This window comes from Chryseobacterium indoltheticum, assembly GCF_003815915.1.
Taxonomy (GTDB): Bacteria; Bacteroidota; Bacteroidia; order Flavobacteriales; family Weeksellaceae; genus Chryseobacterium; species Chryseobacterium indoltheticum.
On record NZ_CP033929.1, the window covers coordinates 1,564,557 to 1,580,914 of the forward strand.

Consider the following 16,358-nt stretch of genomic DNA (forward strand, 5'->3'; position numbering starts at 1 on the left):
ACGGATTACAAATCCGCGCTATCGTATCATCATATAAAAGGCTCCAATCGGGGCCTCTTTTGTTTTTTAATTACTGTAAAGTGAATTTCTTATTTCCACTAAAAGTCTGGTTGTTTTTTCTACATCAGGAAATTCAGGAAGTGTAGACTTTGAATGATGATATTCAATAGATGTAATCAGCTGTTCGGCTTTCTTCATCACATTATCATACGACCAGTTTCCGGCTTTGATGTCTAATAATTCATCCCGATTTTTGACCCGAATCTCTAACGAACCGGTTTTAAAGATATGTTCACAAGACTGTAACAAACGAATCGTGTGCATCATATTTTTGCTGTCGTAGTTTTGTCCATGGTTCTGGTTGACGTTGTAGCGGTCTTCATTTCTTTCTGAAACCCACTTCCAATATTCGCGGTAATCTTTACAATAGGTGGAGTAAGCGTCTAGATTACAAAACATAAAAGCCAACGATTGTTCACCTTTCGGAACAGATGAAACAGAAACCTGATTGGCTTCTTCATTCTGAATAATTCCTTTGTAGTTTAAATCTCCCGATTCATCATAGAAAAGCGCAAACATTCCTTTGGTATTGTCGATGCTTACCAAACCACATTTTTCTTGGGAAAGACCACCCCGTCCTTCGGAAATCCCTCCAGAGGAGGGGAATTCTCTCAACCATTTTTTCAACGGAACAGAGCTATTATTTTCTAAAATATAACAGAAATCAAGAATTGATTTTCTTTCTTTATCAATTGGATTTAAAATCTTTTTGTTCAGTCCTTTTGCTTTTTTGATTTGTGAAATCGCATAACCTGCAAATGTATCTTTGCATAATTTCGATAAGAAATCTTCCGGCTTCAGCAAATCCATCAACGGATTTTTATGCTGAATACAATTTTCCGGACTTGCCAGAATTTCCAGAATATTCGGATTGTTTTTCTGTAATAATTCTATAAACCTCCCGATTTCGAAATACGAAATATCATTCGTTTCATTAGAAATCTGCGGAATATAGTTTAAACCAAAAAAGTCTTCTTTTGGTAAATAGTATACTCCACGGATGTCTGTGTCTGAGTTTTCCGTTGCGAGACCGAAAGAGCGGCTTCCCGAGATGGATTGGAAGAGGATGAGGTTTTTATTTTTAAGGGTTTGGATGGTCATTTTAGAATCCATATTTTTCTTCGCGTTTTTTGAATGCTTCTTTTCCTCCTTCAACAATTTCAGCTATATGTTCTCTAATTCCCATAGATTTTAACAAATTTGTATTATTTATGTCTTTAGAAAATGAGTCTTCGATAGCTCCATTTACATAATCAAAAATATAATCGCTTGTACTTTCAATATCATTTTGACCTTTTTGATTTGCAACTATAATATTCTCGGCATCCGCATTTACAACTATATTAGGGTTGTGAGTAACCAATATTATTTGACGCTCTTTCTTTTTGTGTTTTAAATATTCTACTAAATCTTTTGAGACGGAACGATTATCTAAATTATCTTCAGGTTGGTCTATTAGGATAGGTGTTTTTAATTCACTTAGACCTACAATAAGCATTAAAATAACAAAACTGGCTTTACCTGTAGACATCTTTCCTAATTTATCACCTTTATATTCTATTTCCCAATAATCAAAAAAATAATCGTAAAGTAAATTTTTAATAGCATGTTGTTTACTTACTTTACTTAGCAGGATGTATTCACCATCAATTATATTTTCAAATATATTTTTCAAATCGTATATGAAAGATTTAGTATCATATTTGTCTAAAGCAGAAAGGTTTGAATTAATGATTTGCCAATTATTATATGATTTATATGTTCCGTGGCTTATATCTAGCATATCATTTCTAAATTTAGGAAAATTGAACTTCACTCTTCCATTGATAATTAAACCGTCTTTTTCTAAAATTTCAACACGTTTTTTTAAGTTTTTAATTAAATCACGATATTCTTTAAAAGACTTTATGTAAAGAGTAAAAAGCTTGTGTTTTTCTTTAAATAGTTCATTTTGATAAGTATCTATTTCTTTGTTTAATTGTGAAATCGCTAGTAAATTTTTTTTATCTTCCTCTATAGATAATTCTAAACTTTTAATATTTTTTTCAACTTCCGCATTTTGTCGGTACTTTTCTAAATCCTTATCATTTGTATCTTTTCTACTTTTTATTTTAGAAAGGAGATTCTTAAAAATATTTTCATTTTTAAAAATAGTGTTTCCATCATCTGTTATTTGTACTTCATACGATGAAATGAAGCCATCTAAATTTAAAATGAACTTATCTAAATCTTGATAATGATTTATAAACTCGCTTTGAATTTCTGCATTTTCTAAAGAAGAGGCAATGATATCTTTTTGTCTTTTTAGTTCATTAAGAATATGTTCAGCCTCATTATTAAATTTAGATATTTTTTTATAATCATTATTAATTTTGTTTTTATCAATATTAATTACTTCAGAATCTTTTTGAAGAAGATTGTATTTTTTTATTTCATCATCGGTTAAACCAATTCCTTTTTTTAATTCTGTTATCTTATTATTATTAGCTTCAATATTTTTTTCTAAGACCTCTTTATTGCTTTTAGTTTTTAATAGATTTTCTAATTCAGATATTTTTTCCTTAATTTCAAAATAGTTATCAATAATGCGATCTCTTTCTTTATCATTTGCTATAACATTTGTTAAAAATATATCATTATATTTTTCCCTTGATTCTTTATCTTCAATTATTAAGTTTCTGATTACTTTATTTAATGAATCACCGGTTTTATATTGTTCAGGTTCAGCCAATTTTATTAAATAATTTTGCGGAATATATTTAATATCTGGAATTATATTTTTTCCTTCAAGGTCATATCTTGACTGCGGGATTCCAACTTTTGTTTTTACTAAAAAATCAAAATTTATATCAGGATTTTCTCCTTCTCTAAAGTTATATTTATTTTCTATTTTTTCATCTTTAAATATCTTTTCATTGCCAAGTAATGTTTTTGCAATATTGTATAACAAGATTGATTTACCAGATGATTTACCACCAATGATAACATTGAGATTCTGATTTAATTTTATTGGCTCAGAGATAAATTTTTGATTTTCGCTTATAAATTGAATTTCATCAATTACTAGTTTGTCTTCCTTAAAATCAGGCTTATCAAGTTGAATTTTTACTCTTTCATTTGGCTCATAGAGAATTTGTTTCAAGCCTTCAAATGTAGGTTGTGCTTTAATCCAAGTATTACAAAAGTAATTTAATATTGGTTTTTTTGTTTCATTTTCATCAAATTCAAATGTGTCTAAAAAATTGAAATCATGAATATCTAAAGAATGTAATAATCTCTTATTTCCATATTCATTAAGCCAATTTTGGTTTTTTTTATTAGTTTCAAAACCATTACTGAAAAAAGCATTTACTTTCGAATATAAATCCTCTTTAAAAGGTTTCAGTTGCTGGTTTTTATCCAAATTACTCCATTCTTTGTAACCTAAAAATAATATTACCTTATCTTTCCATGTATCAGATTTAATTTTATTAAAGACAATATCTGTTGGAGGAATTAAATTTGCAAAGCCTGTATTTAAATCATTATTTCCTTCTAAAGTCAAATTATCAATTGATAGCATCTTCGTTGAATGTTTATCAAGCTTTGTAATTGGAATTTGCTCGATGAATTCTCTTCTAACACAATTTATTTCTTTTTTTAAATCAGATTCATCTAAGTTGAAAAGAATATGCAAATTTATTTTTTGTAATTTACTTTCGCTAGCACTTCCAAATGTATCTATCCTAAACTCTAAGATTGGAAAAATTTTTTCGATATTAGCTAATCTTCCACTTTGTTTATACTCCATTACTTTTTCGTAACCATCAATGAAGTAATAATCAGTAATACCTATTACTTTGACGTCTGTAGGCAGATTTTCTAGAGCATTTATAAATTTTTCCCAGCCGTCATTGTTGTTGCCGTAATTTTGATTTATGGATGCGGGCGTATGTATATGTAGATCCCATTTATTCCATTCAGAGCCTCTGTTAATTGCCATAGTTTTAGTTTCTTCTAATATATTAATATTTAGTATAATTACCCAACAAACAAATATATTCACAATCCACAAAAAAAGATTACGGCTTCCCGTAATCTCTGAATTTACATCAATATCTCTCTAAAAACCCTCTCCATCTCACTCTTATCATTATTTCCTCCAAGCAAACTCTTTGCTCTTTCCTCATTATCTTTCACCATCTTCTCCAGAAAACCAAAAAGTTCCCAATCATTCGGATGAAAATAAGATTCTCCTTTGGTCGCTTTTAAGGCAACAAGATTTTCTATTTTGTTTCTCGTAAAATCATCGACTAAAACCAGCAATTCACTGAACAAAACTGGCGGTACCGTTCCTTTTTCTAATATCCATTTTCCTGTCAGAACAGTTCGAAGGCAGTAGAAATAAGATTTCAGTTTTACTTCATCGGTTCTGCAGGCTTCCAGATATTTTTTGCTCATGCTCAGATAATGGTAAGAAACCGCTATTGGCGAAAAAGCAGAATCTGCTAAAGGTTTAAATAAGTCGTAAAATTTTTCATCTTTCACATAAACGATAGGAGAGTAGAACCAACTCAATAAAGCTGCATTCGATTTTAATAAGAGATGAAAAGTCTTTCTCAAATCCCATCCGGAACCGTCGAGGTCGTCTTCGGTCATAAATTCTATCGTCTCGTCTTTATCCCACGGTGAAAGATACCAGTCTTTTTCGTGGCGGTATATAAAACGTATGTCATAATCGCTGTCAGGAGACGCAAAACCCCAGGCTCGGCTTCCTGATTCTACGGCAAGAAGTATTTCTATGTTTCTTGTTGCCTCTATTTCTTTTAATTTATCTAGTATTTTTGGTGTCATTGTTTTTTTGTTTTAAACGCAAAGGCGCAAAGGTTTTAAATTAGTTATGTTTTTAAGGCGCAAGACACTTCGACAAGCTCAGTGTGACAGTGTGTATTTCAAAAGTCTACACTAAGTTGAAAGTTGTAATTTAATGGAGATAAAAATCCTTGCGCCTTAAAAAGTATAGTTGTTAAAGAAATTGCGCCTTCGCGTTTATCCAACAACAAACTATGCTTTTCTAAACTTCTTCTTTTTCTTCCACGGCGCATTTTTCTGTACATCACCCGCCATAATACATCCGTAAGGCATCACTTCATCCAAGACTTCACACAATCCGTATTCTTCAATCTGCGCTCTTACATTTTTGGCACTTTTATACGCAGTCGGAAGTTCGGAAATATCAATATCATTGGTGAAGAATCTGATATCCAAACCTTTTGTTTCTTCTTCAAAAACTTCTTCGATGGTTTTATGAGCCAGAGATTTTTTATGAAAAGTTCTGCTGAAATTTCTTCCTGCTCCGTGTGGCGCAAAACCTAAATTTCTCTCATTCGTTGTTCCCTGAACAATCAATACAGGTTCTGCCATATTCAAAGGAATCAATCTCGGGCCCGTAATATCCGGCAAAAATTTATCGTCCAGCGGAGTTGCTCCTTTTGCATGGTAGAATAAATCTCCATCTCTGAATACAAAATTATGTTCGTTCCAGTACCTGTTTTGCTTTTCGATGTTTAATTTTTCCAAAGTTGCGTTATGAATCGATTCATGGTTTTCTTTCGTCCAGTTTCTTATCAACTGCAAAGCTTCCCAATATGATTTCCCTTCTTCGGTTTCAAACGGAATCCATGCGTTTTCTCTTAAAGTTTCTGGCGAAATTTCCTGTCTGAATCTATTTGCGACTTTCATTCCTTTATCGTACAACATTGCTCCGGGAGCTCTTGATCCGTGATGAGTCACCAACATTGTATTCCCTGTATTTTTAGAAATTCCGACAAATAAGAAATGGTTTCCGTCACCTTGAGTTCCCATATGAGAACGGGCGATGCTGATTAATTTTTCATCATTCAAAAACTCATTTTCTCTGAAAGCATCCATCAATTCCTGAGACATTTCCATTTGCTCACCTCTCGGTCTTCCTCCGTATCCGAAATGCGTAATTGAATGGGCTGCATCCAAAACTTCTTTAGGTTCAACTTTCCCAAAATCTGTCAACATGACGGAACAACAAATATCTGCGCTATGAAATCCCGGATGAATCGCATTTTTTGCGACTACAACTCCGCCCACCGGAATATATCCTTCCGGTCCGGTCGGACAAGCATCGGGCATAATGGCGCCGTCAATCAACGTTGGCGTTTTCATCAAAACTTTCATCGTATTGATTACTTTTTCTACGTTATCGACTTCATTTTCGTGTTCCGCTCTGATGTTGATGATGAAATCTTTCGCTTCAGCATGCAACGGAATTGGTTCCGGAGATTTGAATTGCTCCAAATATTCTGAGATTTGATTTTCGTCCAATTGATTTTCGTTGATATATTCTAATGCTCCTGCAAACCATTTTCCCGGTCTGTATCCTAAAGCGATCAATTCATTTCCTGTAATTGTATTCATATTTTTGTTTTTTTATTTTGGCAGCTTAACCGCTTTCCGCTCCCGCCTGTCACTCTGAGCTTGTCGAAGAGTCCACTCAGGTACGGGCTGCGAAAGATTAGACTTTTTATTGCTGCTTTGTCATTTTGTTGATGCAAAGTAAAAGTACAAGTGTGCAATCTTTTTGCGTAGATCAATTTATTTTAATTATTTTTGAGAAAAATTGTGTTATGCTATTCCCAATTTTGACATTCATTTTATTTTTTGGCTTTGTTGTATTGGTTTTTTGGCAAAAGTCAGATTCTATCAAAAAGCTGAACAGACAACTTTTAGAAAGTAAGGTGATAATAACGAAAGAACTAAAAGATATCCGTTGTTTTTGTTTTGCTACTGGAAAAAGAAATCACGATTTCAGGTTTAATAAAGCCGATGTTTACATTTTAGAGGATGCTCTTTTCATTTTTGGCTACTCAGAATTTCAAAATTTGAAATGGTACAAATGTTTGGTTATTTTGACCCATCGCGAAGATATTTATAAGGAACAGTTTCCTACGGCGCAAATTCCTAAATTATATAAGCTCAATTTGCATTCATTTAATCAGGATGTTTTTATAGAATTTCAAACTACGCCTGGGATTTATAGCAATATAGAAATTAGGTTAGAAAATCTAAGCTTAGAAGATAAACAATTAATAAAAATATAAAATAAAAAATATGTTATTTGAACAATTAGAAAAATCAGCGGAGGAAATTCAATTTAAAGATGTTATTGCATTTATTGATGAGCATTACGAGTTTACGCCAACAAAATTTACCAACGGAAATACCGTAAATGAAGCAGATCAGAACAACGGTTCGTGCAAAGTTTTCAGTTTTGCAAAAATAAATGACCTTTCTAAAGAAGAAACACTGAATCTTTTCGGAGAATTTTACAGAAAAGATGTCTTACAAAATCCTGAAGGAACAGATCATCAGAATATCAGAAACTTTATAGAATTCGGCTGGGAAGGGATTTCTTTTGACGGAAAGGCTTTGGTGAGAAAATAGATTTGTTTATTCATATAGTTTGTCATTCCGTAGGAATCTCTGCAAAATTTTTATAAGTAGTTGCTTAGATTCCTACGGAATGACAAATTGGATGTTCATTTTAAACCACCCCGTCAAAAGTTCTGCGAATTTTCGCCACCCCTCCAAATGAGAGGGATTTTGATTGATCTAGCCTTAAACTTAATCTTATCCTCAACCTAATTTATGTCATCCAACAAAAACGCTCTGATTCGCTATAAAACTTTAGACAAATGTTTGAAGAATACATACAAACAATACACTTTGGAAGATTTGATCGACGAATGTTCTGAAGCGTTATTTGAGTTTGAAGGAAAAGAATCTTTTGTAAGCAAAAGAACCGTGCAGCTCGATCTTCAAAATATGCGAAGCGAAAAATTCGGCTATGAAGCGCCAATTGAGGTTTATGAAAGAAAATATTACCGTTACAGCGATCCCGATTACAGCATTCACAATATTTCGGTGAATGAAAATGATCTGAAAGCGATGAATAATGCGATACAGATTTTAAAGCAGTTTAAGGATTTTTCGATGTTCAAGGAAATGAATGGTGTTATCCAGAAGTTGGAAGATTCTATCCATTCGACCAGCCAAAAATCGATTATTCATTTAGATAAAAATGAACAACTGAAAGGTTTGGAGCACATCGATGTTTTGTATGAAAATATTTTAAATAAAAAGGTTTTAAAGATTTGCTATAAAAGTTTTAAGGCAAGAGAAGAGAATTTTTTAACGGTTCATCCTCAATTATTGAAAGAATATAACAACCGCTGGTTTTTGATTTGTTGGCATAAAAAAGCGATCTACAATTTGGCTTTAGACCGAATAATTTCCATTGAAACAGATGATGATACGGAATATATTGATAAAGATTTTGATGCAGACCGCTATTTTGGCGAAGTGATCGGAGCAACCGTTTCTGAAACACAACGACCTCAAAATGTTGTTTTTTTTGTCAACTCGCAACACGCTCCTTATGTAAAAACCAAGCCATTTCATCATTCTCAGGAAATTATTGAAGAAGATGAAAACGGAACGACCTTTAAAATTTGCGTACAGCTCAATTTTGAACTGGAGCGCATGATTTTGGGAATGGGAGAGTTTCTAACGGTTTTAGCTCCGAGAAAACTGAAGCAGAGAATTGCTAAAAGTATTAGCATTGCTCATTCAAATTATCAGTCTCAAAATACAACGGCTGAAGAATTGTAAATTTAGAATTAAAAATTGGCTTGAAACTTGTAATTGTTTCCGAAAATAAATTATTATGAAATCCAGAATATTAAAAGCCGTTGTGGCACTCGTTGTGCCGATTGTTATAGAATTTATCATTAAAAAAGTTACAGAGAAGCTCGATAAAAACAAAGATGTGAAAGATGTAAAATCTATTCCTTCGCCTCATTAAAATCATAAAACCTTCCTAATTGGGAGGTTTTTATTTTTCAATCCATTCTCTGAAATCTGCTGTCTGACTTTGACTTGTGATAAGTGGATTTCCCCAACCTTTCATCTCTAAAGCTAAAGCATTTTTCGAGTATCGCTCCAATTTTATAATACTTTTTTTATTGATCAGTTCACTCCGATTGATCTTGAAAAATTCGTTAGGATTCAGCTGCGATTCTATTTCTTTAAGCACGGTTTGATTGAGTAAATGTTTTTTACCGGAATCATCAAACGCAAAAATAACTCCTTCTTCAGCTTTAAAAAATGTAATACGCTTAGTTTCTAAAAAATAAATCCCTTTATTGCTGATCACGCTGAATCGCTCTTTGAAACTTTTGGGCTGAATTTCTTTTTGAATCTGACTTATTTTTAATAAAATTTCATCGGAAGCATGAGACTTATTTAATATTGAAAATTTATTCCAGGCTTTTTGAAAACGTTCTAATGTAAAAGGTTTCAGAAGATATTCAATTCCATTTGTTTCAAAAGCATTCATCCAAAATTGATCATAAGCAGTTGTAAAAATAATCGGACAGGAAATTTTCACCTGATCATAAATTTCAAATGCATCTCCGTCTAACAATTCAATATCTGAAATAATAAGATCAATAGATTTTTCTGTTTTTAAAAAATCTATAGCCTGTTCCACATTATCGATTTCTGCTATGATTTCAGTAGTTTCTTTTAACTCATTAATAAATCTAATGAGTTTTTTTCTTGCCGGGATTTCATCTTCAATAATGACTATTTTTATCATGCTTCTTGAATTATAGGTAAGGTTACGGAAAATTGATCGCTGGTATTTTGAATTTTTATCTGACTTTCGGTCAATAAAAAATACTGTTCGTTGAGGTTTTTCAATGCTTTTCCTGATGGAGATTTTGTGTTTCTCTTTTGAATAATATTATTTGAAACTCTAAGATTTTCATCAATGCTGATGGTGATAAAAATAGTTTTTTTTTCTGTTCCGAAATTATGCTGAATGGCGTTTTCTAATAATAACTGAAGACTTAACGGAACTATAAAACCGTGCGATTGATTATTTTTTATTTCCAATTGATAAAATTTTCCATATTTATGCTGAATCAGTTTAAAATATTTTTTAACGAAAGCTAATTCTTCATCAATTTCTACTAATTTTTTATCTGAAACCTGCAAAACATAGCGGTAAATATCTGCAAATTCGTTGAGGAAATCTGATGCTTGGGCTTTATCTTCTTCAATAAGCTGGTCGAGAATATTCAAATTATTAAATAAAAAATGGGGGTTGAGCTGGTTTTTAAGCTGATTGATCTTGGTCTCGGAAAGCATTTCATTAAAAGCTGCAATCTGTTTCTGGTTTTTCTGATTTTTTTGGTAATAATAAAAAACAAGAAAAAAACTTCCGTAAATAAAAGCATTTAAAAAATCTGAAATAACATTGTTGAGAAATGTTTGCGAATTAAAGTTCCTTTCAAAAGTATCAAAAATAAAAGCGATAATAAGTTTAAAAATATTAAGTATCACCAAATACAAAAGAAGGGAAGTTCCAAAAATTTTAAAAATTTCTTTAAAATTGAAATTATCTGATTTTTGCCAATAGATCATCAGAAAACGCATAATCAGAAATAGAATACCGGCATTTACAAAATATAATACCGGAGCTTCCGGTGTGAAAGTGTACCAGTTGATCTCTCTTTCTGTCTGAAAACGGATTTCTATAGTTTGCACATAAGAAAAAAGAAAAATAAAGAGTAAAAAGTATTTGTTCTGCTGTATTTCGTTTAAAATTTTCTTCATGGTTTCGTGACAACAAAATAGTTCTATAAAAATACAGAACTATTAATAAATTTTATAATTGAAAATGTGTTTACGGTTATTTTGAAGGTTCTTGGGGAAATGAAGCGGTAATATTACCTTTATCATCATAAAAATCGAGCTTTGCTTTGTTTTTTTTGTCTACATATAACATGGCTTTAGGTAATCCTTTTGCATCAAAAAGAAAAAGGCCATCTCTTTGTCCGCGAGATTTTCCGAGCATAATTCTTGGCGTTCCTTGTCCGAAATTTTTAGTTCTCTGAGATTCATTTTTAGAACGATCGTTGAATGTAAGACTGCTTCCTACAAACCTTTCATTGCCTTTCTGATAATCTTCCGATAACAATTGCATGATTTGATCACCGTCATATTGATCATGCGTGAATGAAAGTCCTGAAGAATGACCATCTGTGTTTTTCTTACCGTCATAGATAAAGCCACCACATTCAAGGCCTTCTTCATTGAAAAATAACATTCCGGAACGTTTTTTACGCTTTTCGTTGGTGTAAACACCGTTGATTTTTATTTTTCCGTTTGGAAAACGATCTACATTGGTAATTACCATTTTAACAGTACCATCTTTTTCAACGATATTAATTCTTTCCACATCGATTTCTGAAAACTTTTGATTTCCATTACTTTTAAAAGCTGAATTGACTAAAAAGAAAATTACAATGGCCATAGAAAGGGCAAAAGCTCTTAAAAATACAAGTTCTCTGTTGATACGTTTTGATGTCATAATTGTTGATTTTATGGCGTAAAAGTATCATGAATATGGGGTTTGAATCAACAACTATTTTTTGAACGAAGGAAATAAAGCGATGAACTAAGAATAATATAATAGGAGTGAATTTTTAGCTTAATTAAATAAAATCATAAATGCCGTTTTTCCAGCCCAAAACTTTTGACGAATCTGCATTCAGCCAGTTTTTGAGAATCGTTGCGTAGACTTTTCGGAAATCTTCGGTATAAATTAAATCTCCTTCGTTTAGATTTTGCAAATCGGGAAGGGCATTAAGAATTCCTTTCTTTTTTAATCCACCACTGATAAAAAACATTTGATTGGCTGTTCCGTGGTCGGTTCCTTTGCTTGCATTTTGGGCAACACGTCTCCCGAATTCTGAAAATGTCATGAGTAAAATATCATTAAATAATCCATTCGATTTCATATCAGAAACAAAAGATTTTACGGCATCATTGATTTCTCCAAACAGTTTTTGCTGTCTTTCATTTTGATTAACGTGCGTATCAAAACTTCCGATAGAAAGATAATAAACCTGTGTATTAATATCAGATTTAATCAATGAAGCCACCGTTTTAAAGTCTTTTCCGAGTTTAGAATTCGGATATTCCTGAGTCGATTTTTTTGCTTTGCTTTTCTCGAAAATATAATCAGCATTATTGATCGTAGAGCCTAAAGTTTTGTATAAATAAGAAACCGTTTCATCATCATGATGATGGTCGTTATTGTACAATGATTTGAAATATTTTTCCTGACTGGTTTGATACAGTTTTTTTGGATCTTTAAAGGCAAAAGCTTTGTTGTTTTCTCCTTTTAAAGCCAGACTCAGCATGTCATCAACTTCCAAAGCCTGCGTCGGATGTTCACATTTATAACATTCTTCATCCAAAAATCTTCCGAGCCATCCTGTTTCCAAAAACTCATCGCTTTTACTTGCAGAATGCCAAATATCCATGCTTCTGAAATGCGATTTATCAGGATTCGGATAACCTACATTATTCATAAGGGAAAGTTCGCCGCTGTCAAATAATTCTTTAAAATAGGACAATGCAGGATTGATTCCCGTTTCATCATTTAAAGCTAATGAATCTTTGACCGAAATAGTATTTCTTTCTTTAAAATAAATATCGTTTTTTGTAGGGATAATCGTATTTAAACCGTCATTTCCACCTGTGAATTGTAAAATGATCAATATCTTCTGACTTGGATTTAGGGCGTTATCTAAAGTCATCGACTGCAAAAAATTCGGAACCAATAAGGAAGCCGTTGCCAATGAACTGATCTTTAAAAATTCTCTTCTCTTTATGATCATAATTTTTTTTCTTTGATTAAATAAAACTAGCTTTCTCTAACTTCTAACTTCTAACTTCTAACTCCCTACATTAACTGATATTCCGGTGTGGACATCAGATTGATCACATTCATTTTAAGACTCTTATCCGAAAACTGATTAACAATATTCATATCCAATGATTCTGAATTCACAATTAGATAATCTTCTGCTTTTTTCTGCGCTAAAGCCTGGTCAACTTTATTCCAGTCAATTATTATATTCGGGTTTTTAAAGCTTTTATTTAAAGCTTCACGAGATTTCATTCCCATGTCCATATCGTCATCTTCCCTTGCAGAATATTCCATAGGACGCAAACCAGACCAGATTTGGGGGATCTGAAGTCTTAACATCAAAGTAGAGCTGTCGATCCATGATTTTCCATTAGGCCAACCGGCAACATTGGGCGGATAAAGCAACATCTGCCCCAAAAGTTTTTGGTAAACCGTAATGTTTTCAGGATTTTGAATATTCATCGGGAGGATTCTCATCATACCGACAAATAATTCTGTGGGAGATTTTATACGGTTGCCAATATTTTTTTTATCATAAAACCAAGGGCTTGAAAAAATTTCGTTCATCAGTTTTTTGATATCATATCCGGATTGGTAAAAGTCTTCGCTTAGATTTTTAATCCTGCTTGAATCGGGCTTTTCGTTGACAAAAAAGGTATAGATTTTTGTAGTAATAAATTCTGCAGTAGATTTTTGTTCGAGAATAATATTCAAAATATCATCACCGGTAAAGTTTCCGGTTTTTCCAAGAAAAGTTTTTGTGCCGGTATCGTGAAGCTTTTTTCTTTCATTAAAATTTCCTTCTTTATCATAACCCCATCCTGTAAAAGCTCTTGCGGCTTCCCGGATATCTTTTTCGGTATAATTACCACGACCCATTGTGAATAGTTCCATAACTTCACGGGCGAAATTTTCATTGGGATGATCTTTTTTATTTTGTTGATTATTCAAAAAACTGAGCATTGCGGGAGAACGGCTCACTTCAAACAACAGATCTTTGAAATTTCCCAAAGATTTTTCCCTAATTATATTCAGTAATTGCTGGTTAAATTTTGAATTATTGATTCTCGTCGCAAAATGTCCGTGCCAGAAAAAAGCCATTTTCTCACGTAGCTGTTCTTTGCTGGCAGTCATTTTTTGTAGAAAATTAAGATTCAGCTCGTTGTTTTGCTTCTGATTGACTCTTTGTATCTCCCTTTTCTGTTCGGCTGTAGCTTTTGGATCTGTATATTCAATCGGTTGAATGTCGGGAGTTTCATATACAATAGGAGAGAAGCTTTCTTCATTGAAAACTTCATTCAAAATTGTCTTGATGTTTTTGTTTTTCAGGTCATCTATCTGCTCAATTCCCGGTCCGAAACCTGCACGCCAAAGAAGATGTTTGTTATTGATAAGTGAAGCAGCCATAATCCTGATTTTATTTTTTTGATGATTAAATAAAGATGAGGTTAAACTGTATAAACAAATATTAATGTCTATTTATTGTTTGCCTGTATGTAAAGTTAAACAACTATTTAAATATTTTAAATTTTAATGATTTGATTTTCATTGTGTATGGGATATTGCGGGCTTTGGGATTAAGAAGTGTGAGTTATTTTGGCATGATTTTTACATCTCTCCTTTTTAGTAAAATTTAAAAATCAGAGTTATGAAAATGTTTAAGCAAACCATTTTGGCAGCTGGAATTTTAACAGCCGGTTTAGTAAGTGCGCAAAGTGCTCAGATGAATAATATGATCAAAGTAGGAGCAACTGCAGGTATTGCTGTTCCTTCAGATAACGTGTCTGCAGCAGTGGGCGTAGATGTAGCATATCAAAATCTTATCACTCCAGGTTTTGGATTAGGTATTGCAACAGGGTATACCCATTATTTCGGAAAAGATAACAGCGGATATAATAATAATGATGTAGGAGTTGTTCCTGTAGCAGCACTTTTTAGAGTATATCCTAAACAGACAGGATTTTATTTCGGAGCCGATTTAGGATACGGATTTTTGGTAGGTGATGATAAGGTAGCAACCAATTCAACAGTAAACAGACCAGATGGCGGTTTCTATCTTAAACCTGAAATAGGGTACCACAACAGAGACTGGAATTTCTATGTACAATACCAAAAAGTATTTGCAGGCAGCAACGGAGATATCGCATCACCAGCTTCTCAGGACTATAATGTGGGAAGCATCGGAGTAGGATTTTCTTACAATATTGCTTTAGGGAAATAATCAGACAGAATATAATTAGTTATTAGCCAAACCTTTTCGAGTTTTTGAAAAGGTTTTCTGTTCCAATACACGAAATACCAAAACAATTATTATATTTGATAAAATTTGCGATTATGAACTTGAATCCAAAATTTCCTCTCTATTTACCAGGGGTTAAGAACACCAATAATGATAATGTTTCTATTATCGGAGCCAACTTGAGAGAAGATGTGACTAGTATTGCATATTACACTTCAGGAAATTCCGGGATAGAACTTAAATTTAAAAATAATTATCCTACCAAAGAATATGCATCTTTTACTGATGTGCTTTCAAAGTTTATGCAGGATTCTCAGCTGGAAAATGTACAACGCCTTGGGATCTCGGTTCCGGGACCTGTACTTGACGGTAAAAGTCATCCGGCACGTTTAAACTGGAGCTTAGATGTAGAAGAGTATCAAAGCAAATTTGGTTTTGAAAAAGTCGACATGCTGAATGACCAGGAAGCTGCTGCTTATGGAATTGCTCTTTTGGATGATTCTGAATTGGATGCAATCTATACAAACGGTCAACGTGAAAAGGGAAATGTTGCTATTCTGGCACCAGGAAATGGTTTGGGAGAAGCAGGTTATTTCTTTGACGGAAAATACCTAAGACCTTTTGCAACGGAAGGAGGACATTCAGAATTCTCACCGAGAACGAATGTTGAAGTAGAATTTTATCAGTTTTTAAATAATATCTATGGAATTGTAAGCTGGGAAAATGTGCTTTCTAAAACAGGTTTGTTTAACATCTACCGATTTTTGAGAGATGTAAAAAGACATCCTGAGCCTGAATGGCTTTCAGAACGCTTAGCCCATGGAAACTTTACTGAAGAAATTTATAAAGCATCCATGAATGAAGATGCGTTGATCTGCAGAATAGCTTTAGATACCTTCATCGAATTTTTGGCAAGAGAAGCAAACAACCTTACTTTAAAGCTTAAAGCTACGGGAGGTTTATTGATTGCGGGAGATATCCCACAAATTATCAGAGAATATATCGACAAAGATAAATTCTACGAGAAATTCAAAATCAGTGATAAGATGGAAGATATGTTGAAGAATATTCCTATCCATTTGGTGAATACAGACAGTACAAGTATCAATGGTGCGGCACTCTACACCGCCTACTTTACAGAATAAACATAAGCTCCGAAGAAATTCGGAGTTTTTTTATGGCCTGATTTTATTCATATCGAAACAGCTTTTTTATTGATGTACATCAAGATGAATTATTAAATAAGATAATTACATTTGCAGC

Annotated in this window: 15 protein-coding genes; 6 read left to right on the forward strand and 9 right to left on the reverse strand. The window is 32.8% G+C overall.

Translation table 11 applies throughout. The annotated features are described in order from the left end of the window. Positions 1-66: 66 nt before the first annotated feature. From EG358_RS07430 to EG358_RS07445, 4 genes are all read right to left on the reverse strand, one after another. Positions 67-1,161 (reverse strand): nucleotidyltransferase domain-containing protein, encoded by a 1,095-nt coding sequence (locus EG358_RS07430; RefSeq protein ID WP_076562409.1) that lies wholly within the window; start codon positions 1,159-1,161, stop codon positions 67-69. Between the two features lies 1 nt (position 1,162). Continuing rightward, positions 1,163-4,042: a TrlF family AAA-like ATPase gene (locus tag EG358_RS07435; protein ID WP_076562306.1), complete on the reverse strand. Its 2,880-nt coding sequence runs from the start codon at positions 4,040-4,042 to the stop codon at positions 1,163-1,165. A gap of 104 nt (positions 4,043-4,146) precedes the next feature. After that, complete coding sequence (locus EG358_RS07440; protein WP_076562305.1) at positions 4,147-4,893, reverse strand: nucleotidyltransferase domain-containing protein; 747 nt, start codon at positions 4,891-4,893, stop codon at positions 4,147-4,149. A 210-nt stretch (positions 4,894-5,103) separates the two neighbouring features. Then, complete coding sequence (locus EG358_RS07445; RefSeq protein ID WP_076562304.1) at positions 5,104-6,489, reverse strand: RtcB family protein; 1,386 nt, start codon at positions 6,487-6,489, stop codon at positions 5,104-5,106. Between the two features lie 209 nt (positions 6,490-6,698). Between EG358_RS07445 and EG358_RS07450 the strand changes: the two genes are divergently transcribed. From EG358_RS07450 to EG358_RS19625, 4 genes are all read left to right on the forward strand, one after another. Beyond that, on the forward strand, positions 6,699-7,172 hold the full coding sequence (locus EG358_RS07450) for a hypothetical protein (protein WP_079466960.1): 474 nt from the start codon (positions 6,699-6,701) through the stop codon (positions 7,170-7,172). 10 nt (positions 7,173-7,182) lie between these two features. After that, entirely contained in the window at positions 7,183-7,515 is a 333-nt protein-coding gene (locus tag EG358_RS07455; RefSeq protein ID WP_076562302.1) for a HopJ type III effector protein, read from the forward strand. A gap of 204 nt (positions 7,516-7,719) precedes the next feature. Beyond that, positions 7,720-8,742, forward strand: coding sequence for a helix-turn-helix transcriptional regulator (locus EG358_RS07460; RefSeq protein WP_076562301.1), 1,023 nt, complete (start codon positions 7,720-7,722; stop codon positions 8,740-8,742). Between the two features lie 55 nt (positions 8,743-8,797). Further along, complete coding sequence (locus tag EG358_RS19625; protein WP_164462478.1) at positions 8,798-8,935, forward strand: hypothetical protein; 138 nt, start codon at positions 8,798-8,800, stop codon at positions 8,933-8,935. A gap of 30 nt (positions 8,936-8,965) precedes the next feature. On the opposite strand, the gene EG358_RS07465 is transcribed toward EG358_RS19625, so the two are convergent. The 5 genes from EG358_RS07465 to EG358_RS07485 all read right to left on the reverse strand — a co-directional run bounded on the left by EG358_RS07465 (position 8,966) and on the right by EG358_RS07485 (position 14,263). Then, the gene (locus EG358_RS07465) at positions 8,966-9,730 is read right to left on the reverse strand and encodes a LytR/AlgR family response regulator transcription factor (protein ID WP_076562300.1); all 765 of its coding nucleotides are present in this window, start codon (positions 9,728-9,730) and stop codon (positions 8,966-8,968) included. Beyond that, positions 9,727-10,752: a sensor histidine kinase gene (locus EG358_RS07470; protein ID WP_076562299.1), complete on the reverse strand. Its 1,026-nt coding sequence runs from the start codon at positions 10,750-10,752 to the stop codon at positions 9,727-9,729. Before EG358_RS07470 ends, EG358_RS07465 begins: the two co-directional genes overlap by 4 nt. Positions 10,753-10,828: 76 nt before the next feature. Next, positions 10,829-11,509 (reverse strand): hypothetical protein, encoded by a 681-nt coding sequence (locus EG358_RS07475; protein WP_076562298.1) that lies wholly within the window; start codon positions 11,507-11,509, stop codon positions 10,829-10,831. A gap of 124 nt (positions 11,510-11,633) precedes the next feature. Next, on the reverse strand, positions 11,634-12,824 hold the full coding sequence (locus EG358_RS07480) for a DUF1501 domain-containing protein (RefSeq protein WP_076562297.1): 1,191 nt from the start codon (positions 12,822-12,824) through the stop codon (positions 11,634-11,636). A gap of 65 nt (positions 12,825-12,889) precedes the next feature. Next, positions 12,890-14,263 (reverse strand): DUF1800 domain-containing protein, encoded by a 1,374-nt coding sequence (locus EG358_RS07485; RefSeq protein ID WP_076562296.1) that lies wholly within the window; start codon positions 14,261-14,263, stop codon positions 12,890-12,892. 241 nt (positions 14,264-14,504) lie between these two features. On the opposite strand from EG358_RS07485, the gene EG358_RS07490 reads away from it, so the two are divergent. Together EG358_RS07490 and EG358_RS07495 are read left to right on the forward strand one after the other, a co-directional pair. Continuing rightward, positions 14,505-15,077 (forward strand): hypothetical protein, encoded by a 573-nt coding sequence (locus EG358_RS07490; RefSeq protein WP_076562295.1) that lies wholly within the window; start codon positions 14,505-14,507, stop codon positions 15,075-15,077. Positions 15,078-15,190: 113 nt separating this feature from the next. Then, positions 15,191-16,240, forward strand: coding sequence for a glucokinase (locus EG358_RS07495; protein WP_076562294.1), 1,050 nt, complete (start codon positions 15,191-15,193; stop codon positions 16,238-16,240). Positions 16,241-16,358: the final 118 nt, after the last annotated feature.

What these genes read in the sequence shown, in the direction of transcription:
- EG358_RS07430 (WP_076562409.1), bottom strand. Translation starts at nt 1,161, where the DNA reads ATGACCATCCAAACCCTTAAAAATAAAAACCTCATCCTCTTCCAATCC.
- EG358_RS07435 (WP_076562306.1), bottom strand. Translation starts at nt 4,042, where the DNA reads ATGGCAATTAACAGAGGCTCTGAATGGAATAAATGGGATCTACATATA.
- EG358_RS07440 (WP_076562305.1), bottom strand. Translation starts at nt 4,893, where the DNA reads ATGACACCAAAAATACTAGATAAATTAAAAGAAATAGAGGCAACAAGA.
- EG358_RS07445 (WP_076562304.1), bottom strand. Translation starts at nt 6,489, where the DNA reads ATGAATACAATTACAGGAAATGAATTGATCGCTTTAGGATACAGACCG.
- EG358_RS07450 (WP_079466960.1), top strand. Translation starts at nt 6,699, where the DNA reads ATGCTATTCCCAATTTTGACATTCATTTTATTTTTTGGCTTTGTTGTA.
- EG358_RS07455 (WP_076562302.1), top strand. Translation starts at nt 7,183, where the DNA reads ATGTTATTTGAACAATTAGAAAAATCAGCGGAGGAAATTCAATTTAAA.
- EG358_RS07460 (WP_076562301.1), top strand. Translation starts at nt 7,720, where the DNA reads ATGTCATCCAACAAAAACGCTCTGATTCGCTATAAAACTTTAGACAAA.
- EG358_RS19625 (WP_164462478.1), top strand. Translation starts at nt 8,798, where the DNA reads ATGAAATCCAGAATATTAAAAGCCGTTGTGGCACTCGTTGTGCCGATT.
- EG358_RS07465 (WP_076562300.1), bottom strand. Translation starts at nt 9,730, where the DNA reads ATGATAAAAATAGTCATTATTGAAGATGAAATCCCGGCAAGAAAAAAA.
- EG358_RS07470 (WP_076562299.1), bottom strand. Translation starts at nt 10,752, where the DNA reads ATGAAGAAAATTTTAAACGAAATACAGCAGAACAAATACTTTTTACTC.
- EG358_RS07475 (WP_076562298.1), bottom strand. Translation starts at nt 11,509, where the DNA reads ATGACATCAAAACGTATCAACAGAGAACTTGTATTTTTAAGAGCTTTT.
- EG358_RS07480 (WP_076562297.1), bottom strand. Translation starts at nt 12,824, where the DNA reads ATGATCATAAAGAGAAGAGAATTTTTAAAGATCAGTTCATTGGCAACG.
- EG358_RS07485 (WP_076562296.1), bottom strand. Translation starts at nt 14,263, where the DNA reads ATGGCTGCTTCACTTATCAATAACAAACATCTTCTTTGGCGTGCAGGT.
- EG358_RS07490 (WP_076562295.1), top strand. Translation starts at nt 14,505, where the DNA reads ATGAAAATGTTTAAGCAAACCATTTTGGCAGCTGGAATTTTAACAGCC.
- EG358_RS07495 (WP_076562294.1), top strand. Translation starts at nt 15,191, where the DNA reads ATGAACTTGAATCCAAAATTTCCTCTCTATTTACCAGGGGTTAAGAAC.